20 protein-coding genes are annotated in these 17804 nt (G+C 70.1%); 16 read left to right on the top strand and 4 right to left on the bottom strand.

From position 1 onward, the window contains the following. Positions 1 to 28: 28 nt before the first annotated feature. Positions 29 to 1123 (top strand): winged helix DNA-binding domain-containing protein, encoded by a 1095-nt coding sequence (locus DI276_RS24620; protein ID WP_112267223.1) that lies wholly within the window; start codon positions 29 to 31, stop codon positions 1121 to 1123. Here DI276_RS24620 and DI276_RS24615 read toward each other — a convergent pair. After that, complete coding sequence (locus DI276_RS24615; RefSeq protein ID WP_112267221.1) at positions 1101 to 2237, bottom strand: molybdopterin molybdotransferase MoeA; 1137 nt, start codon at positions 2235 to 2237, stop codon at positions 1101 to 1103. The genes DI276_RS24620 and DI276_RS24615 overlap by 23 nt on opposite strands. A 62-nt stretch (positions 2238 to 2299) precedes the next feature. On the opposite strand from DI276_RS24615, the gene DI276_RS24610 reads away from it, so the two are divergent. The 6 genes from DI276_RS24610 to DI276_RS24585 all read left to right on the top strand — a co-directional run bounded on the left by DI276_RS24610 (position 2300) and on the right by DI276_RS24585 (position 7871). Beyond that, positions 2300 to 3547: an MFS transporter gene (locus DI276_RS24610; RefSeq protein ID WP_112267219.1), complete on the top strand. Its 1248-nt coding sequence runs from the start codon at positions 2300 to 2302 to the stop codon at positions 3545 to 3547. Next, a complete protein-coding gene (locus DI276_RS52315) occupies positions 3544 to 4083 on the top strand; it encodes a hypothetical protein (RefSeq protein WP_232836877.1) in 540 nt (179 codons plus the stop codon). Before DI276_RS24610 ends, DI276_RS52315 begins: the two co-directional genes overlap by 4 nt. Further along, positions 3965 to 4777: a formate dehydrogenase accessory sulfurtransferase FdhD gene (gene fdhD, locus DI276_RS24600; RefSeq protein WP_269814301.1), complete on the top strand. Its 813-nt coding sequence runs from the start codon at positions 3965 to 3967 to the stop codon at positions 4775 to 4777. Before DI276_RS52315 ends, fdhD begins: the two co-directional genes overlap by 119 nt. A gap of 239 nt (positions 4778 to 5016) precedes the next feature. Beyond that, positions 5017 to 5886 (top strand): ABC transporter ATP-binding protein, encoded by an 870-nt coding sequence (locus DI276_RS24595; RefSeq protein ID WP_112267214.1) that lies wholly within the window; start codon positions 5017 to 5019, stop codon positions 5884 to 5886. A 1-nt stretch (position 5887) separates the two neighbouring features. Further along, positions 5888 to 6955 (top strand): ABC transporter permease, encoded by a 1068-nt coding sequence (locus DI276_RS24590; RefSeq protein ID WP_112267212.1) that lies wholly within the window; start codon positions 5888 to 5890, stop codon positions 6953 to 6955. A 4-nt stretch (positions 6956 to 6959) separates the two neighbouring features. After that, on the top strand, positions 6960 to 7871 hold the full coding sequence (locus DI276_RS24585) for a Gfo/Idh/MocA family protein (protein WP_112267210.1): 912 nt from the start codon (positions 6960 to 6962) through the stop codon (positions 7869 to 7871). Here the strand turns inward: DI276_RS24585 and DI276_RS24580 are convergent. Then, positions 7868 to 8713, bottom strand: coding sequence for an alpha/beta fold hydrolase (locus tag DI276_RS24580; RefSeq protein ID WP_112267208.1), 846 nt, complete (start codon positions 8711 to 8713; stop codon positions 7868 to 7870). The genes DI276_RS24585 and DI276_RS24580 overlap by 4 nt on opposite strands. A gap of 40 nt (positions 8714 to 8753) precedes the next feature. Between DI276_RS24580 and DI276_RS24575 the strand changes: the two genes are divergently transcribed. Further along, positions 8754 to 9890, top strand: coding sequence for a macrolide family glycosyltransferase (locus DI276_RS24575; RefSeq protein WP_198680861.1), 1137 nt, complete (start codon positions 8754 to 8756; stop codon positions 9888 to 9890). Here the strand turns inward: DI276_RS24575 and DI276_RS24570 are convergent. Continuing rightward, complete coding sequence (locus tag DI276_RS24570; RefSeq protein WP_112267206.1) at positions 9865 to 10704, bottom strand: alpha/beta fold hydrolase; 840 nt, start codon at positions 10702 to 10704, stop codon at positions 9865 to 9867. The two genes, DI276_RS24575 and DI276_RS24570, sit on opposite strands and share 26 nt — an antisense overlap. Positions 10705 to 10813: 109 nt before the next feature. Here DI276_RS24570 and DI276_RS24565 point away from each other — a divergent pair, with 109 nt between their 5' ends. Further along, positions 10814 to 11533 carry an SDR family NAD(P)-dependent oxidoreductase gene (locus DI276_RS24565; protein WP_112267204.1) on the top strand — a complete coding sequence of 240 codons (720 nt, stop codon included), beginning with the start codon at positions 10814 to 10816 and terminating at the stop codon, positions 11531 to 11533. Here DI276_RS24565 and DI276_RS24560 read toward each other — a convergent pair. Beyond that, on the bottom strand, positions 11496 to 12095 hold the full coding sequence (locus DI276_RS24560) for a DedA family protein (RefSeq protein WP_232836876.1): 600 nt from the start codon (positions 12093 to 12095) through the stop codon (positions 11496 to 11498). The genes DI276_RS24565 and DI276_RS24560 overlap by 38 nt on opposite strands. 66 nt (positions 12096 to 12161) lie before the next feature. Here DI276_RS24560 and DI276_RS24555 point away from each other — a divergent pair, with 66 nt between their 5' ends. The 7 genes from DI276_RS24555 (at position 12162) to DI276_RS24525 (ending at position 17638) form a co-directional block, all read left to right on the top strand. Continuing rightward, on the top strand, positions 12162 to 14243 hold the full coding sequence (locus tag DI276_RS24555; RefSeq protein ID WP_332874708.1) for an XRE family transcriptional regulator: 2082 nt from the start codon (positions 12162 to 12164) through the stop codon (positions 14241 to 14243). Between the two features lie 74 nt (positions 14244 to 14317). Further along, positions 14318 to 15277, top strand: a complete 960-nt coding sequence (locus tag DI276_RS50180; RefSeq protein WP_157984908.1) for a hypothetical protein — start codon at positions 14318 to 14320, stop codon at positions 15275 to 15277. Continuing rightward, positions 15274 to 15576 carry a hypothetical protein gene (locus DI276_RS24545; RefSeq protein WP_112267202.1) on the top strand — a complete coding sequence of 101 codons (303 nt, stop codon included), beginning with the start codon at positions 15274 to 15276 and terminating at the stop codon, positions 15574 to 15576. The genes DI276_RS50180 and DI276_RS24545 overlap by 4 nt, the downstream gene beginning before the upstream one ends. Beyond that, a complete protein-coding gene (locus DI276_RS24540; protein WP_232836875.1) occupies positions 15573 to 16190 on the top strand; it encodes an ESX secretion-associated protein EspG in 618 nt (205 codons plus the stop codon). Before DI276_RS24545 ends, DI276_RS24540 begins: the two co-directional genes overlap by 4 nt. A 13-nt stretch (positions 16191 to 16203) precedes the next feature. Beyond that, positions 16204 to 16548: a YbaB/EbfC family nucleoid-associated protein gene (locus DI276_RS24535; RefSeq protein WP_112267200.1), complete on the top strand. Its 345-nt coding sequence runs from the start codon at positions 16204 to 16206 to the stop codon at positions 16546 to 16548. Continuing rightward, positions 16545 to 16844: a type VII secretion target gene (locus DI276_RS24530; RefSeq protein WP_112267198.1), complete on the top strand. Its 300-nt coding sequence runs from the start codon at positions 16545 to 16547 to the stop codon at positions 16842 to 16844. The genes DI276_RS24535 and DI276_RS24530 overlap by 4 nt, the downstream gene beginning before the upstream one ends. Beyond that, on the top strand, positions 16841 to 17638 hold the full coding sequence (locus tag DI276_RS24525; RefSeq protein WP_112267196.1) for a hypothetical protein: 798 nt from the start codon (positions 16841 to 16843) through the stop codon (positions 17636 to 17638). Before DI276_RS24530 ends, DI276_RS24525 begins: the two co-directional genes overlap by 4 nt. Positions 17639 to 17804 lie beyond the last annotated feature (166 nt).

Genomic DNA, 17804 nt, shown 5'->3' with positions numbered 1-17804 from the left:
CTGGAGTGCCGTCGCCCAGACTGGGCTGATGGACATCGCGGCACTCCGCCTCGGCAACCAGCGCATCGGGCAGTTCGGTTCGGTTGAGGACGTCGTTCGTCGTCTGGGCGCCGTGCAGGGCCAGGACTACGGCCAGTCGCTGTGGGCGTTGGGCTTGCGCACGGTCTCCGGTGGGGCGGCGGACGTCGAGGAGGCTTTGCAGTCCGGGCGGGTGGTGCGGACCTGGCTGATGCGCGGCACGATCCACTACGTCCTGGCGGAGGACGTCGGGTGGATGCTGAGCTTGTTCGGCGCGCGCGACCTGGCTCGGTTGACGCCCAAGGCCTGGCGGTACCATCACATGACGCCCGAGCTGATGTCGTTGGCGCGCAAGACTTTCGTTTCGGCGCTGACGGGCGGCGGGTGCCTGACGCGGCGCGAGATGATCGCGTTGATGGCCTCGGTCGGCATTCCGGACGACCGGCAGCAGAGCTACTTCACGTTCATCCACCTGGCGCAGGAGGGTCTGGTGGTGCCGGGGCCGCCGCGGGGCAAGGAGCAGACGTTCGTGCTGCTCTCGGAATGGGCGCCGCATCAGCGTTCGTTGTCCGGCGACGAGGCGTTGGCCGTGCTGGCTTCTCGGTTCTTCGCCAGTCACGGTCCGGCTACCTTGGCGGATTTCGCCAACTGGTGCGGGATCGGGGTGCGTGAGGCTTCTCGTGGGTTGGAGGCCGTGCAGGGTTCGTTGGTGTGCGAGGCGTTTGATGGCAAGGAGTACTGGCTGCCTCCTGATCTCTCGCCGGGCTCCGGGGCGTTTCTGCTGCCTGCCTATGACGAGTTGGTGATCGGGTACAAGGACCGTTCCGCGTTCTTCGGGCGGTACGGCGAGATTCCGATCTCCACTTACAACGGGATGTTCTACGCGACTTTGATCGAGGACGGGCAGATCGCCGGGCTGTGGCGGCGGGTTCTGAAGAAGACCTCGGTGGACGTGGAGTTGCGGCCGTTGCCGGGGTTTGACGTTGATCGGCTCGCGGCGCACGTTTCGCGGTTCAGCTCGTTTCTCGGGTTGCCGGTGCGGACGGTGGTGAAGGACGCGCCTGCGCCGGGCTCGGCGAAGGTCAGTTGGCGGTCTCGTAAGTGAGCAGCTCGACTTCTCCGGCGTGGTCGGGCGGGACTACTGCGAGTGCGTCGGCTTTGGCGGCGCCCCACAGGGATCCGGGGCGGTCGTGGCCTACGGGGATGGCCTGGTTGCCGGTTCTGGTCACCGGGACGAGTCGCGTGTCAGTGGGGTGCGCGTTGACTTCTTTCAGCTGAGCGGTGATCGGCGGGCGGACGGTGTGGCCGGCGAGGGCGCCGAGGAGTGGTTGGAGCAGCGTCAGGACTGCGGCCAGGGCGGCGAAGGGGTTGCCCGGCAGGCCGACCACGCAGCGGCCGTCGGGGAGGACGGCCAGCAGCATCGGGTGGCCTGGGCGGCAGGCCACGCCGCTGACCAGGATTTCGGCGTCGAGGGATGTGAGCACGCGGCGGAGGTGGTCCGCTGGGCCTACCGAGGTGGCGCCGCAGGTGACGAGGACGTCGGCTCGGGTTGACGTGAGGACGTTGGTCAGGGCGTCCGGGTCGTCGTGCAGGTGGGTGGTGTCGAGGTCGGCTCCCGTGAGGAGGCCGGGGAGCATCGGGCCGATGGCGTCGCGGACTCGGCCTGGGCGGGGTGGGCCCTGGTAGAGGAGTTCGTCGCCGGTCACGACCACGGCTGCTCGGGGACGGCGGTGAACCAGGAGGGTGTCGTGGCCTGCTCCTGCGGCCAGGCCGAGGACGGTGGGGGTGATCTGGGAGCCGGCGGGGATGAGTTCGTCGCCTGCCGACCAGTCTTCGCCACGGCGACGGATGTGTTTGCCGGTGACGGCTTCGCCTTTCAACAGCGTGTCGTCCACTGAACAGAACTCGACGGGGATCACTGCGTCGGACCCGTCCGGCACCGGCGCCCCGGTAGCCACCCCGAACGCCTCGCCCGCTCCCAACCGCACGCGAGGCACCGGATCTCCGGCGGCCACCCGCCCCACGACCACCCAAGGCCCAGCCCCGGCGACCGCGTAGCCGTCCATGGCCGAGGTGTCGCAGGTCGGCTGACTGGCCAGCGCCCGCACCCCGGAGGCGAGCGCGAGACCCAACCCCTCGGTCAGCGAAACCTCGACGGCCTCGAGCGGCTTGGCCGCTGACCGGGCCGTCTGGCGGGCGAGATCCCAGGGCATGTTCATCGGCGCCTCCGTGGTATAGCCTACTTCATACTGTATGCAATCTCCGGGACGGGGTGAAGGGCATGCCAGTCGCGACCTACGTACGTGATCACGTCGGCAGGCTCTACCGGGTGGGGGAGACCGACGTCGAGGTGTCGGGGCGGTCGCGTCGCACGGTGTTGTGGGCGGCTTGGGCGGCGATGCTCGCGGCCGGCATCGGGCAGTACGGCTTTGGCGCGTTGATCCCGCACCTGCAAGACCGGTGGAGCGTGCCGGAGCTGTTCTGGGCGCTGGCGTTGTGGACGGTGTGCCAGGCTGGCACGGCGTTTCCGGCGGCCTGGCTGCGGCAGCAGAAGAGACTGACGCCCGCCGGGGCCATGTGGATCGGCGCGGTGCTCACCGGTGCCGGGTTCTGCACGCTCGGGCAGGGCCAGCTCGTGGGGTACGCCGTGCTCGGTGGCATCGGGGCCGGGCTGGTGTACGCGACCTGCCTCGGCACGATCGTCCGGTGGTATCCCGAGCGCGTCACCAGGAAGGTCGCGTTCGTCAGCGGAGCGTTCGCGTACGGGTCTGTGCCGTTCGTGCTGGCCGCCGGGATGCTCCTCGGCAACCTCAGCGGGTTCCTCACGCAGGCAGCGATCGTGATCACGGTCGTCCTGGCCGTCACCGGCACGTTGCTGAAGGATCCGCCTGAGCACTGGTGGCCGCCGCACATCCCGCCGCGCGAGTGGGCGTTGGACCGGGCGCGGGTGCCGAACCGGGCGGCGCTCAAGGAGTTCCGGACGCACGAAGCGATGCGGTGCGGCACGTTCTGGTGGCTGTACGGCGGTGTGGCGTTCGCGGCGGCCGTGTCGCTGTACGACCTGGCTTATCTGCCGCTGTTCGTGGGAGACAACACGCTTGGCGCAATTGCGTTGGCCACGCTGGCGGCGGCCACGGGTACCGGACGGGTGCTGGTCGGGTGGATCTCGGACAGGATCGGGCGCAGGAAGGCGCTCGTCTGGACCCTCGCCACCGGAGGCGTGGCGCAGTTCGTGTTGCTGTACTCCCAGAACGTCACGGGGCTGCTCGTCGGCGCGACGCTCGCGGGCCTCGGCACCGGGTGCTGCTACTCGTTGCTGGTGGGCGTCACCAGGGAGTACTTCGGCGAGACGAACGGGGCGCAGAACTTCGGCGTGCTCTACACGGCGAAGGCGGCGGGTGCGCTCATCGCGGCCGTCGTGCTCGCGTCCCAGGGGCCCGCGTTCGCGTTCGTCGCGGCCGGCGTGCTCGGGCTGGCGGGCGCCGTGCTCACGAGGCACCTGTCGCAGCCGGGAAGGCCGCGGCTGTGAGCCGAGTGCCGAAGCTCGCGAAGGGCTGGCACCACACGCCGGCCGAAGGTTGTTGTCTGATGGAGCTCACGTCGGTGCTCGCGGGCGAGGTGTGGTCGGACCGGCCCGCCTGCGTGCACCCCGTGCTGGCGTGTGTGGCGCGGTGCGTCAACGATCAGTCCACTGAGGAGGGTCGACGCAGGCTGTTGCCGTTCGCGACCACCGTGATCGGCACGGAGCAGGGACCAACCCAACGGCTGGTCGCGCACTGCGTGCAACGGGCCGGAATCGTCGCGCCGCGGTGGTGGCCGCGCGACTGGGTCGTGACCAGGGCCGTGCGGGCGATGCGCGGCGACGAGATGTTGCGGCGGCTGCTGGACGAGTGCGTCGCGATCTGCAAGGAGGCCAGTCGTGGGACGAGTGACGAGCAGGCGGCGCGTGGTGCGGCTGGTGGACGACGCGGCCACCGCGCGGCCGGACACGCTGGCGGTCGAGGAACCGCTGGAGATCCGCGTCCGCGGCAAGTCGCTCGCCGTGACCATGCGCACGCCGGGTGACGACTTCGACCTCGCGGCGGGCTTCCTGGTCAGCGAAGGGGTGGTGCGCAACCCGTCCGACATCACGAGCATCCGCTACTGCGCGGGCGCCACGGCCGACGGCGGCAACACCTACAACGTGCTGGACGTCGGCCTCGCGGACGGCGTCGCACCGCCGGACCCGTCGATCGAGCGCAACTTCTACACCACGTCGAGCTGCGGGCTGTGCGGCAAGGCGAGCCTGGACGCCGTGCGCACCACCGCGACCTGGCAGGTGGCGGCCGACCCGATCCGGCTCGACCCGAAGACGATCACCGAGTTCCCGACCAAACTCCGTGCCGCGCAACGGGTCTTCGACCGCACGGGCGGCCTGCACGCGGCCGGGCTGTTCGACGCGAACGGCAACCTGCTGTGCCTCAGGGAGGACGTCGGCCGGCACAACGCGGTGGACAAGGTCGTCGGCTGGGCCACCCGCACCGGCCGGCTGCCGCTCACCGGCACCGTGCTGATGGTCAGCGGGCGGGCGTCGTTCGAGCTGGTGCAGAAGGCGGTGATGGCCGGGATTCCGGTGCTCACGGCGGTGTCCGCGCCGTCGTCGCTCGCCGCCGACCTGGCCGAGGAGATGGGCGTGACGCTCGTCGGGTTCCTGCGCGGCACGTCGATGAACGTCTACACGGGAGGCCACCGCCTCGGCGTCACGGCCGGAGCGCGCTAGTGCCGTGACCGCCAACCTTCGCCGCGTCTTCGACGCTCAGCAGGGCGCCTCGCGGCACCGGCCCCACGCCCACAGCCAACCAGGATGAGGACGTGGGGCCGGCACCACGATGCACCCGTCTGAGCGTCGAACACGGGGCAAAGGCTGACGGCCACGGCACTAGGCCGAACAGCGTCCTCCGCGAGGAGGATGCCCCGCGGCGGACGCGATCTTGGCACGAACCGCATAACGTTCCCGGCATGTTGACTGTGAGGGGGATCAGCCGGAGCTTCGGCGATCATCGGGTGCTCGACGAGGTGAGCTTCGACGTGCGGCCCGGCCGGATGACGGGCTTCCTGGGCGCCAACGGGTCCGGCAAGACGACGACGATGCGGATCGTGCTGGGGGTGCTCGCCGCGCACGGGGGCTCGGTGAGCTGGAACGACGTGGAGATCACGCCGCAGAACCGGCCGCACTTCGGTTACATGCCGGAAGAACGCGGCCTCTATCCGAAGATGAAGGTGCGTGAGCAGATCACCTGGCTCGGGCGGCTGCACGGTGTCGAAAGGACGGTCGCGCAGCGCAACACCGACCAGCTGCTCGACGACCTGGAGCTGACCGGGCGTGCGAACGACCGGCTGGAGCAGCTGTCGCTCGGCAACCAGCAGCGCGTGCAGATCGCGGCCGCGCTGGTGCACGACCCCGATGTGCTGATCCTGGACGAGCCGTTCTCCGGCCTCGACCCGATCGCCGTCGAGACGGTGCTCGACGTGCTGCGCAAACGGGCCGCGAGCGGCGTGCCGGTGCTGTTCTCGAGCCACCAGCTGGCGATCGTGGAACGGCTCTGCGACGACGTCGTGATCATCTCAAAAGGACGGATCGCGGCCGGCGGCTCACGTGAGGAGCTGCGCACCCGCCACGCCACCGCCCGTTACGAGATCGTGGTTGCGGAGGACGCGGGCTGGGTCCGCGACGTGCCCGGCGTGACGATCATCGACCTCGACGGGCCGCGTGCCGTCTTCGAGGCCGAACCGCAGCAGGTGCTCGCCGAAGCGGTGAAACGCGGTGAGGTCCGCTCGTTCACGCCGGTCGTCCCCACGCTCGACGAGATCTTCAAGGAAGTGATCTGACATGGCGCGAGCGAGTTTCTCCCAGGCGACCTGGCTCGTCGCCGAACGCGAGATGAAGACCTTCCTCACCTCCAAGGGCTTCTGGGTCGGGTTCCTCGCGACGATCGCCGGGTTGTTCGCGCTCACGGTGCTGCCCACGGTCTTCGGCGGTGACGACCCCAAGGTCGCGGCGGTCGGCTCGGCCGTGCAGGTGGTGCAAGGCAAACAGCTCGACGTCCGTGAGGTCGCCGACGTCCAGGCAGCCGCGGACCTGGTCCGCTCCGACGACGTCGAGGCCGCGATCGTCCCGGACGGCAGCGGTGTCAAGGTCCTCGCCCTGAACGACCCGCCCAACGACGTCATCCGGCAGCTCGTCGCCTCGCCGCCGGTGGAGTTGCTGGACCCCTCGGCTGTGACCTCGGACCAGCGGTTCATCACGGTGTTCGTGTTCGGAATGCTGTTCCTGATGTTCGGCATGGGTGGCGCGGCGATCGCGCAGAGCACCGTGACCGAGAAGCAGACCAGGATCGTGGAGATCCTGGTGTCGACGGTGCCGGTGCGGGCGCTGCTCGCGGGCAAGATCCTCGGCCACACGATTCTCACGCTGGGCCAGGTGCTCGTGTTGGCGCTGACAGCCCCGATCGCGCTGCGGGTCGCCGGCCAGGCCGAGCTGCTCGCCGTGGTGGTGCCCGCGCTGGGGTGGTTCGTGCCGTTCCTGATGCTCGGGTTCGTGCTGATCTCGTCGATGTGGGCGGTCGCGGGCGCACTCGTCAGCCGGCAGGAGGACCTCGGCTCGACCATGGGCCTCGTGATGCTCGCGGTGATGGGCCCGTACTTCGGCGTGCAGTTCTTCTTCGAGAACCCGGCGGTGCTCGCCGTGCTGTCGTTCGTGCCGTTCACGGCGGGCGTGGCGATGCCGGTGCGGATGTTCGCCCAACAGGCCGAGCCGTGGGAGGCGCTGCTCTCGCTCAGCATCCTCGCGGCGACCGTCGTGGTGATCCTGCTGGTCGCCTCGCGGCTCTACACCGGGTCGTTGCTGCAGACCGGTGCGCGGGTCAAGCTGTCGCGAGCCTGGGCACCTGCAGAATAGGGCCATGATCGCTGATCCGATTCGCCTCGCCGTCGTCGGCCTGGGCGCCATGGGCACCCGGATGCTGACGGCGGCGCAGGCGCACCCCGGCTACACCGTGGTCGCGGGCGTCGACGTCGCACCCCGCACGCTCGACGTCCCCGTCGTCACCTCACTCGACGACGTGCTGTCCGATGTGGACGCGGTGTACATCGCGACCCCGCCCGCGACGCACGCCGCGCTCGCGCTCAAGGCGTTCGCGGCCGGCAAGGCGGTGTTCTGCGAGAAGCCGCTCGCCGTCGGCCTCGACGAGGCGCGGGCGATGGCCGAAGCCGCGCAGGGACGGCCGAACGCCGTGAACTTCGCGCTGTCGGACATGGTGGCGACGATCGAGATCGAACGGCAGCTGCTCGAGCTGGGCGCGCTGCGGGGCGTGGAGATCAGGCTGCAGTTCCCGCGCTGGCCGCGGGCGTTCCAGGCAGAGGCGGCGTGGCTCGCGCACGGCGAGCAGGGCGGGTTCGTGCGCGAGGTGTTGTCGCACTTCATCTACCTCACGGACCGGCTGCTCGGACCGCTGACCGTGGAGTCGGTGTCGGCGGACTTCCCCGAGGCCGGCGCCGCCGAGGTGGCGGCACGCGGCGTGCTGCGGGGGAGCGGCGTGCCGGTGCACGTGTCGGCGTTCTCCGGGCTCGCCGGACCCGAGGTCTACGAGTGGACGGTGTGGGGCACCGAACGTTCGCTGCGCCTCGACCAGTGGGCCGACTTGTCCACTTCGGACGGTGGTCCGTGGGTGCCGGTGCCGTTGCGGCAGACCGGTTCGGACTACTCGCGGCTCACGTTGTTCGCGCAGGCCGTGCGGGGAGAGCACCCGCGCGACCTGGCGAACTTCGACAGCGGCCTGCGCGTGGCCGAGGTGATCGAGGCTTTTCTGCGCTAGTGCTCGCGGACGTGGTCGAGGATCGCCTCGGCCAGCACGGAGTGCATCACGGCCGGGATGCTGTGACCGAGGCCCTCCAACTCCCGCAGCCGCGCGTTCGGCAGCAGTCCGGCCAGGTGGCGGCCGAAACCGAGCGGGTAGAACGGGTCCTCGCTGCCCTGCAGGATCAGCGTCGGCGTGTCGACCTCGCGCAGGTCATCAGCGCCATGCGGCAACGTCGAGGCGCCCAGCCGCACATGTCCGGTCGCCGGGAGGAACGTGCCCGCGTGCGCGATGGCACGTTCCTCCAGCCGCCGGTACTCGGCGGCGTTGAACGGCAGCACGTCGCCGTGCAACTCCCGCCAGAGCGCCACGCGACGGTCCAGTTCGGACTGTTCGTCCGCACCCGGCTCGGCCAGCGCGATCATCCGGCTGATGCGCTCGCCGTGGTCCGGCGCTTCCTCCGTGGACCCCATGTCGAGGGCGCCGGTGAGGGCGAGGGTGAGCGTGCGCACCCGTTCGGGGTGGTCCACGGCCAGCAGTTGACCGATGAGACCGCCCATCGACACCCCGACGACGTGCGCGCTGTCCACACCGTGTGCGTCCAACACCGCCAGCGCGTCCTGAGTGAGGTCAGCGAAGTCGTAGGTGGCGTCCGCGACCGTTGTCGACTGCCCGGTGTCGCGGTGGTCGTACCGGATCACCCGGTGCCCGCCGTCGAGCAGCAGGCCGACGAACTCGTCCGGCCACCCCATCGCGGACGCGTTGGCGCCCATGATCAGGAAGATCGGCGCACCCTCCTGGTCACCGAGTTCCTCGCTCCACAGCCGTACCTGTCCCGCATCGACGATCCGCGGTGCCATCAAGCCTCCCCAGGTTGATCAACATCACGCTACCCGAGAAATGCGGTTGACCCTGTTCGGCAAGATCGGGGAAATGGGGATTCTCTTCGTCACGCTCGCAGGACATGGCCATGTCACACCGACTCTCGCGGTGGTCGAGGAACTCGTCCGGCGCGGCGCCGAGGTCGACTACGCGACCGGCGCCGAACACGCGGAAGCAGTGATCGCGGCGGGTGCGCGGTGGGTCGAACTGCCCGCCCTGCCGGACTTCCGGCCGACCAGCCCCAACCCGATCGACGAGTGGTTCCAGCACTACTTCAAGGCGATGAGCGCGACCTACCCCGTGCTGCTCGACCGCTGCCAGACCGTCCGGCCCGACCTGATCTGCTACGACGCGACGAACTGGCCCGCGCGGCTGGTAGCGCGCAAGTACGGCATCCCGGCCGTGCGCACCATGCCGCACACCGCGTCCAACGAGCACCACAAGGTGATGGACGTCGACCTGGACCGGTATCTCACCGACGACACCGCACGGTTCGCGGCGGAACACGGCGTGGAGCTCGATCCGTGGAGCACGGTCGAGGCACCGGAGGAGTGCAGCGTGGTGTTCCTGCCACGGGAGTTCCAGCCGTACGGCGAGACCTTCGACGAGACGTTCCACTTCGTCGGCCCGGTGCTCGGGAGCAGGCTCGCGCAGGAGTGGTCGCCGCGCCGGACCGACCTGCCGCTGCTGTACGTCTCGCTCGGCTCGGTGCTGAGCGACGCCGCTTTCTACCGGGCGTGCATCGACCAGTTCGCTGACGGCACCTGGCACGTGGCGATGAACGCGCGTGACGTCGAGGCTCCGGCGAACTTCGACGTGCGGACGTGGTTCCCGCAGCCCGCGGTGTTGAAGCACGCCAACGTGTTCATCAGCCACGGCGGGATGAACTCCACGATGGAGGCCCTGCACCAGGGCGTGCCGCTGGTGATCGTGCCGCAGACGCCGGAGCAGTCCGCCAACGCCGACCGCGTGGCCGAGCTCGGGCTGGGCGAACGGGTCGACGACCACACCGAGTTGCGTGCGGCGGTCGAACGGGTCGCGTCCAGCGACACGATCCGGTCCAACCTCGACCGGATGCGTGCCGCCATCGACGCGGGTGGCGGTGCTGTGCGCGCCGCCGACGTGATCCTCAGCCGAGCACTTCGCGCAGCTTGACGCCGAACTCCTCCGGCTTGCCCGCCCACCCGAACTCGCCGCCCATGAACCCGCCGTGGTGGCTCGGGAACACGACGGCTTCCTGGCCGAGCAGCTTCGCGGTGTGGACCGCCGTGCGCGCGGTGAACGCGTTGCCCGTCTCCTCACCGACGGCGAGCACGACCCGCGTGGAGGCCGCGCGCAGGGCGTCGACCCGCGGGTAGTAGTCGGTGATGGCGAGCGAGGAGGTGCCGAGCAACGGGTCGTCGCGCTTGCCGTCGTCCTCGGCCGGCATGCCGAACTGCGCGGGATCCGGTGCGGGCAGGGCGAAGTACTCGTCGGTGTACTCGCCCTGCCACGAGCTCATCTGCATGAACGCGGCCATGCCCGCGCCCCAGCCCTTGGCCTGGTACGCGTCCATGAACCCGTTGCGCGCGCGCCGGGCGGCCGCCGCGTCGGGCAGCACGTCGATGATCGGCGGCTCGTGCGCGACGAGCGTGACCACGTCGTCCGGGTAGCTCGCGACGAGCTCCAGCGCCGTGACCGCGCCGCCGCTGGACGCGAACAGGTCGACCGGCCCGCCGACCGCCTGGATGACCGCGTGCACGTCCGCGGCCTGCGTTTCCGGCGTGTTGTCGGTGCGGCCGTCCGAACGCGTGCTGCGACCGAGGCCGCGCGGGTCGTAGGTGATCACCTTGCGGTCCGGGAACTGTGCTCTGAGGGCGGTGAAGCCGCTCGCGTCCATGGGCTGGCCGATCATCATCAACGGGCGGCCCTCGCCCTCGACGTCGTACGTGATGGCTGCCTGATTGGTCTCTAGTACGTGTGTTGCCATTGGTTTTTCTCCCCAGTGCGGTGGTGTGAACAGCCTAGTCACAGACGTGAACCGGTATCGGCTGACAGGCCGATCGACCTGCGGGTATTCGGCTGTTATCAAAGATCGCATGACGCGAACAGCAGTGGTGACCGGCGGCGGCACGGGCATCGGCAAGGCGGTGGCGGCCAGGCTCGTGGAGCAGGGCCTCGACGTGGTGGTCACGGGGCGCCGGGAGGACGTCCTCAAGGCGGCGGCGGAGGAGATCGGCGCGCGGGCGGTGGTGTTCGACGCGGCCGATCCGGACGCGGTGGAGGCGGCGCTCAGCGATCTGCCGTCCTCTGTGGACGTGCTCGTGAACAACGCGGGCGGCAACATGACGCGGCGACTGCCCGCGCCGGAGAACCTGGCGGACGTGCGGAACCTCTGGTTCGCGAACTACGAGTCCAACGTGATCAGCGCGGTCCTCGTCACGACGGCACTGGAGCCGCGACTGGCGGACAACGCGCGGGTGGTGACGCTCGGTTCGATCGCGGGCCGGCGCGGCTCGGGTGCCTACGGCGCGGCGAAGGCGGCGGTCGAGGCGTGGACGGCTGATCTGGCGTTCGCGCTGGGCGGCCGCGGGATCACCGTCAACGTGGTCTCGCCCGGTGTCATCGAGGACACCGAGTTCTTCGGCGGCACTCTGTCAGAGGAGCGGCGCAAGAAGCTCGTCGGCAACCCGGCGAACGGGCGCGCCGGCACACCGGCGGACGTCGCGGCCGCGGTGGCGTTCCTGACCTCACCGGAGGCCGGGCACATCACGGCGCAGGTCATCGGGGTGAACGGCGGAGCCGGGCTCGGACGCTGAACCCGATCACCGCGAGCAGCACGACGAGCAGCGCGATCCAGGAGAACTCGGCGAGGTAGTGCTCGGCCGCCTCGCCGACGAAGTAGACCGCCGCCGTCGTGCCACCGGCCCACGCGATGCCGCCAGCCGCGTTGGCCAGCAGGAACTTCCCGTAGTGCATGCCCATCGTGGCGGCGAGCGGTCCGGACAGGATCCGCAGCAACGCCACGAACCGGCCGAAGAACACCGCCCAGGCGCCGTAGCGGGTGAACAGCGCCTGGGCGCGGCCGATCCGGTCCGCGCTGAAGTGCTTGGGGAACTTGTCGCCCGCCCAGGAGAACATGCGCGGGCCGAACCGCTTGCCCAGCGCGTACCCGACGCTGTCGCCGATGATCGCGCCCGCCGAGGCCGCGGCACCGACGATCAGCGGGGAGACGCCGTCGTGGTGTGAGGCCATGAGTGCTGCGGCGACCAGGACTATCTCGCCCGGCAACGGGATTCCCATGCTTTCGAGGCCGACGACCAGGCCAACGACGACGTAGACCAGTAGCGGTGGGACGGTGTGGAGCCACTGGGTCAGCACCCTTTCGATCTTCCCCTCAGGCCACGGTCGGTGCCAGCTAAGGTGTGGATCAACGAAGGGGGCGTGGTGGGTCAGTTCGGCGTGCTGTTGCGGCAGTGGCGGCAGCGGGCGGGACTGAGCCAGGAAGCGCTCGCCCAGCGCGCGGCTGTGGGCATCAGGACCGTGCGCGGGCTGGAGACGGGCGAGCGCACCGATCCACGTATGGGCACCGTGCGGTCGTTGGCCGACGCGCTGGAGCTGACCGGGGCCGAACGCGCTGAGTTGTTCGCCGCTGCCGGACGCGACGAGCCCGCCCAAGTGGAAACTCTTCGATTCGACCCGCTGGCCGAGGCCGCGGAGACGTTGAAAGTCGCCGTCGAGGCCCGGTGGCGGCGCGAGGAGGAGCAACGGCAGATCCACGACCCCGTGCCGTTGCCGGTGCGGTGGGAGGGCGCGCCCGCGGACCTGCAGGACAGCTGGCGCAACATCGGCGGTGAGGTCGACCTCGCGAACCGGCTCGACCAGGTCGTCGAGGTCTACCGCAAGGTCGGGTCACGCCGCCTCGTCGTGCTCGGGCGAGCGGGGTCCGGCAAGACGGTGCTGACCACGCGGTTCGTGCTCGACCTGGTCAAGGACCAGGGCCCGGTGCCGGTGATCTTCGGGCTCGGGTCGTGGCATCCGGAACGGATCGGGCTGCGCGACTGGATGGCCGAGCAGCTGATCAGAGACCACCCGTTCCTCGTGGCGCCGGGGCCCAGCGGCGGGACGTTGGCGTCGGCGTTGGTGGACGCGCAGCGGGTGTTGCCGGTGCTGGACGGGTTCGACGAGATCGCGGCCGGGCTGCACCGGCCGGCGCTCAACGCGTTGAACACCACCACTCTGCCGTTGCTGCTCACGAGCCGAGTGGACGAGTACCGGGACGCAGTAGAGGGCACGGACGTGTTGACGTCTGCTGCTGCGGTGGTGCTGCAGGACCTGACGGTCGACGACCTCGCGGACTATTTACCGCGCACCACGCGCAAGAACGTGTGGACGCCCGTGCTCGACGAGATCCGCAACGGCGGTGCGCTCGCGAAGGTGCTCACGACGCCGTTGATGGTCGCGCTTGCCCGGAGGATCTACAGCGACACACCGGACCACGACCCCGCCGAGCTGTTGCGGTTCCACGAAGCCGATGCGATCGAACGGCATCTGCTCGGCAGCTTCGTGCCCGCGGTGTACGGGGCCGAGGCCGAGCGCGTGCAGCCGTGGCTCGGCTACCTCGCCGAGCACCTGACCAGGCTCGGCACGCACGACGTGGCGTGGTGGCGGTTCGGCACCTCGGCGAAGGTGACCGGGCTCGCCGTCGGGACCGCGGTCGGGCTCGCGGACTTCGTGGTCGAGGCGTTCGTCGTGGGGGCGCTGACGGTCAGAGGGTTGTTGTTCGCGGTGATGATCGGCCTTGTCACCGGGTTGTTCTTTGGGCTCGCGAACTCGTACGTCGTGAGGGGTGCGCCGCTCGAACCTGTGCGCACGCGGATCCGGCTGAGAGGGCGGATCGACGCGAAGGTGTGGTCGCGGGGACTGCTCGGGCTCGCGTTCGGCGGAGGGGTCGGTGCCGCGTACGGGGTGGCGCGGGCGGCGGCGTTCTGGGTGGTCACGCCTGGGTTTGAGATGACGGCGGGCGTGCTGGTCGACGTCGGGGTGTTCGGGCTGGTGTTCGGGTTCGGCGCCGCGCTGGTCTTCGGGCTGGTGGCGGCGCTGGAGGCACCGCTCGACGTGCGGTCGGCGGGCAGCCCGGTCGACCTGCTCGAGGCCAACCGCCGGCACGTGATCGAGCTGGTGGCGTTCTTCGTGCCGGTGTTCGCGGTGTTCGTCGCGGCGGCCACCGGGGTCGTCGCGGGCGGGCTGACGGCGTTGCGGTTCGAGGTCGTGTGGAGTCCGACGACGGCGTTGGCGCTCGGGCTCGTCGGCGGCATCGGGGGCGGGCTGGCGTACGTGCTGAGCCTGACCGCGTGGGGGCAGTGGGTCGTGTTCGCACGGGTGTGGCTGCCGTTGACCGGACGGCTGCCGTGGCGTCTGTCGGCGTTCCTGGACGACGCGTACCGCCGTGGCGTGCTCAGGCGGGCCGGGGCCGTCTATCAATTCCGGCACGCCCGGTTGCAGGAATACTTCGCGCGTTTGCGCTGATCAGACCGACCGGCCATAAGTGGCCGGTCGTCTGGCCTGGCCTCTCGTTCGGCCCAGCCGTGATCGTTTTCGGCGTGGACGGGATCAACTGGGAGGCGTACAGCCATGAAGAGCTGCACCGGATGCTGTGGCAGGACGCAGACGTCGCGGACGTGAGCACGGTCGCCGAGGGGTGGACGCGCCACCGCGCGGCGCTGGACACGCACGCTGAGGTGTTGCGGGAACAACGGGCCGCGTTGCTCGAGGGGTGGCACGGCGCGGCGGCGGAGGAGGCCGCGGCTCGGCTCGCGAAGCTGGCCGAGCGGGTCGAGAAGATCAGCGAGTTCTCGGCGGCGGGGCAGAAGGCGGCGCAGGACGCGGCGGACGCGCTGGCGGCGGCGCGGGCTGCGATGCCGGCGCCGGACGGGACGACGATGCCGGCGTTCGCGGGCTTGCCCACGGCTCCGCAAATGCCGGCAGCGCCGTTCGCGTTGCCGAGCGCACCGGCTCCCATGGCGCTGCCGAGTGCTCCGACCCAGCCGGGTTTCTACTTCTACTTCGGCGCCGCTGCGGCTGACCAGCAGAAAGCCGACGCCGTCCGAGCCATGCAGACCTACGAGTCGAGGCTCAACGGCAGCGGCCGCCTGATCGACGACGCCCGCGGCACCATCCCGCAGGCGGCCCCACCACCAGCCCGCGTGGCCGCCCCGCCGGTGAAGACGCCCAGTTCAGGCGGCGTGCCGTGGCAGCGGCTGGTTGGTGGGTCAGGAGCGGCTCGCGGCGCGGTCATCGGTGCCGCCACCCCGGTCAGTCAGCAGCTGACTCCTGGCATGCGCACCGGCGTCATGACCGGGCCGGCCTTCGCCCCGCTCGTGACCGGCGCATCGATCGCTGAACCGCGGTCGGCGGCACAAGGCGCGGGGATGGCGCCGGGAGCGGGCGGCGCGCGCAAGGACGAAGACCAGGAGCACGAGAACCAGATGCCCACTCTCGACCACGGCCTGTTCGTGGTGGACGACCGGGTGTCGCCCGCAGTCATCGGGGAGGAGCAGTGACCGGCTACGAGGTCGCACCGGACCAGCTGCAGGACCGGATCAAGACCCTGACCAGGCTCGCCGAGCTGACCGGCGACCTGGTGACCACCGCGAGCAGGTTGGCCGAGCGGCAGCCGTTGCTCGGCACCGCGCCGCCCGCCCAGGACCTGTCGAAACGGCTCAAGGCAGCCGGGTCGGGACTGGCGGACGAGGTCAAAGAAGCCGAACGCGAGGTGCGAGCGTTCCAGCAGATGCTCGCGGACATCAAGGCCACCTACACCCAGACCGACGCCGAGCAGGCGCGCAAGGCGGTCCGGTGATCGCCTTCGACCTGGTGGAGATGGACCTGCTCGCCACGCACGCCGGGGTGCGCTGGCCGTTCCCGTTGCGGGTGCCGTCGTTCGGCACGCGGGCGAGCGAACGCGCGCACCTCCTCGCCGAGGCGGGGCACGGGCTGCAGGCGCGCGGACTGGCCGAAGCGCACGGACCGGTCGGCATGGCACAAGAACTCGTCACGGCACTGCACGAGCACACCGCCGTGGTGGACCTCGTCGTGCCTGGAACTGGCGCCGTGGCAATGGTCTACGGCAACGACGCACTGGTGTGCACGCAGTCCGACAGCACGGTCCGGGTGACGCACGTCGAGGCCGAGGCGCTGGCCGACGAGCTCGTGCAGCTGGTGCCTCAGCTGAAGGCCGCGCAGATCATGCCGCTGACGCTGCCGCCCGGCGTGGCGCACGACCTGGAGGTCACCGGACAGGGCCAGGCCGGGGTGATCAGGGGCGGCGAACGGCGGGAAGTGTCCTGGTTGGACAGTGCGGGCGGCCGGGTCAGGGTCGACGTGAGCAGTGACGGCTGGGTCAGCGTGAACCCCATGCGGCACAACGACCTGGTTCGCGCGATTGGTGAGCTCGCCGCAACGGCGCGAGCCTAGAAGAGGGGGAGAAGTGGATCCAGCGCAGTGGCTGGCGGACTACCAGGAACGCCTGGAGCGGGTGGCGTACAGCGCTCGAAGTGCCAGCGCGAGCCTCGCCGAGGTCGGGGCGAGCGCGACCTCGCCACGCGGTGAGGTCACCGTGACGGTCAACGCGGGCGGTGTGCTCGGCGATGTCGCGTTGACGCCGGCGGCACGCAAGCTCGACGTCGACACGCTCGCGGTGCTGATCGTCAGCACCGCACGGGAAGCACAACGGCTCGCGAGCGCGCGCATGGCCGAGGTGATGGCGAACTACCTCGGCGAAAGCGACGCGTTGCACCAGATCACCTCGCACATGCCGGAGGCCGTGCGATGACGTTCACCGCCGACCACGAGCAGCTGCGCAAGCACGCCGCAACGCTCTCCGGATACGCCGACCAGCTGTCCGCCACGGGCACCCAACTGCCCGACCAGCTCGGCCAGGGCTCGCTCGGCTCGTTCGCCCAGTTCCTCACGGGCGGCCTGAGCAGCGCGATGGGGGAGACCCTCAACGCCTTCGCGCACGTCGCGTCCACAATGGACAAGGTGGGCGAAGGCATGCGGCGGACGGCTGACCTGTACCAGCGCACCGATGACGACAACGCCGCCGCGGTGGTTGGAGCCGGCCGATGACCACGACGACCGACGCGGGCACGATCAACGCGCTGCTCAACGAGCTCCGCACCACCACGAACGCCATCGCAGGCGACGAGTGGTTGTCGCGGGACCTCGCCGCCACTCCCAAGGCCGACATCGGAGAGTTGGGCTCGAACGGGAAACCGTTGCAGGCCTTGGACAGTGCGGGCGTCGGCTTCCTCACGCCGATGATCTCGTTCCTGGAAGAGCCGCTGAACCAGCTCAAGGGCAACCCGGACGGCGTCCAGCAGGGCGCGGGCGAGTTCGAGAAGGCCGGCCAGGCCGCGACCGCGCTCGCCCAGGACTACCAGGGCAAGGCGAGCAGCGAGACCAGTGACTGGTCCGGCCAGAGCGCCGAGGACTACGCCAAGACCGGCAAGGAACTCGTCGACGGCGTGCTGTCCGTCGCGGAGACCGCGCTGACCAACGCGTCGGCGCTGATCAAGGCGGGCCAGGTGGTGGCACAGGTCGTCGCCGAGGTCACCCGGCTGATCACCGAGGCGGTCGGCAAGATCGTGCCGATCATGACCCAGGCGATCGCCGCGGCACCGGCGACGTTCGGGCAGAGCATCGCCGTGGCGATCCCGCAGTGCGTGCAGATCGCCGTCGAGTGCGGCACGCAGATCGCGGCGAAGCTGGGCGAGCTGCTGGCCAGTGGCGAGAACCTGATCAAGCTCGTCGAGGGCGCGCAGGCAGTGCTCAAGATCGTGAAGCAGGCCATGTCGGTCATCGGCGAACAGGCGCAGGGCGGGCAGGCGAAGCTGCCGACGGCAGCTTCGCCGGCGAGATGACATCGGCCTGCTGACCGAGACCGAACGGCTACCGGCTGTCGTCCACTTTGGACGACAGCCCCTGTACGTCACCCGGTCGGGATCGCCTGGTCGCCTGGAGCACGGCGGGAGCGGTTGACCGAGCTCGCCGTGTTCAGCAATATCCTGAGTCCTGGGGGAAGGACTT

Origin of the sequence: Lentzea terrae, assembly GCF_003265345.1 — a bacterium.
Classification (GTDB): domain Bacteria; phylum Actinomycetota; class Actinomycetes; order Mycobacteriales; family Pseudonocardiaceae; genus Lentzea; species Lentzea terrae.
This window is presented reverse-complemented; position numbering and strand designations above follow the sequence as displayed.

Excerpts from the sequence above, each read along its gene's own strand:
- DI276_RS24525 (WP_112267196.1), top strand. The coding sequence starts at position 16,841 with ATGACCACGACGACCGACGCGGGCACGATCAACGCGCTGCTCAACGAG.
- DI276_RS24530 (WP_112267198.1), top strand. The coding sequence starts at position 16,545 with ATGACGTTCACCGCCGACCACGAGCAGCTGCGCAAGCACGCCGCAACG.
- DI276_RS24595 (WP_112267214.1), top strand. The coding sequence starts at position 5,017 with ATGTTGACTGTGAGGGGGATCAGCCGGAGCTTCGGCGATCATCGGGTG.
- DI276_RS24590 (WP_112267212.1), top strand. The coding sequence starts at position 5,888 with ATGGCGCGAGCGAGTTTCTCCCAGGCGACCTGGCTCGTCGCCGAACGC.
- DI276_RS24620 (WP_112267223.1), top strand. The coding sequence starts at position 29 with ATGGACATCGCGGCACTCCGCCTCGGCAACCAGCGCATCGGGCAGTTC.
- DI276_RS24585 (WP_112267210.1), top strand. The coding sequence starts at position 6,960 with ATGATCGCTGATCCGATTCGCCTCGCCGTCGTCGGCCTGGGCGCCATG.
- DI276_RS24580 (WP_112267208.1), bottom strand. The coding sequence starts at position 8,713 with ATGGCACCGCGGATCGTCGATGCGGGACAGGTACGGCTGTGGAGCGAG.
- DI276_RS24610 (WP_112267219.1), top strand. The coding sequence starts at position 2,300 with ATGCCAGTCGCGACCTACGTACGTGATCACGTCGGCAGGCTCTACCGG.
- DI276_RS24575 (WP_198680861.1), top strand. The coding sequence starts at position 8,754 with ATGCGGTTGACCCTGTTCGGCAAGATCGGGGAAATGGGGATTCTCTTC.
- DI276_RS24565 (WP_112267204.1), top strand. The coding sequence starts at position 10,814 with ATGACGCGAACAGCAGTGGTGACCGGCGGCGGCACGGGCATCGGCAAG.
- DI276_RS24570 (WP_112267206.1), bottom strand. The coding sequence starts at position 10,704 with ATGGCAACACACGTACTAGAGACCAATCAGGCAGCCATCACGTACGAC.
- DI276_RS24615 (WP_112267221.1), bottom strand. The coding sequence starts at position 2,237 with ATGAACATGCCCTGGGATCTCGCCCGCCAGACGGCCCGGTCAGCGGCC.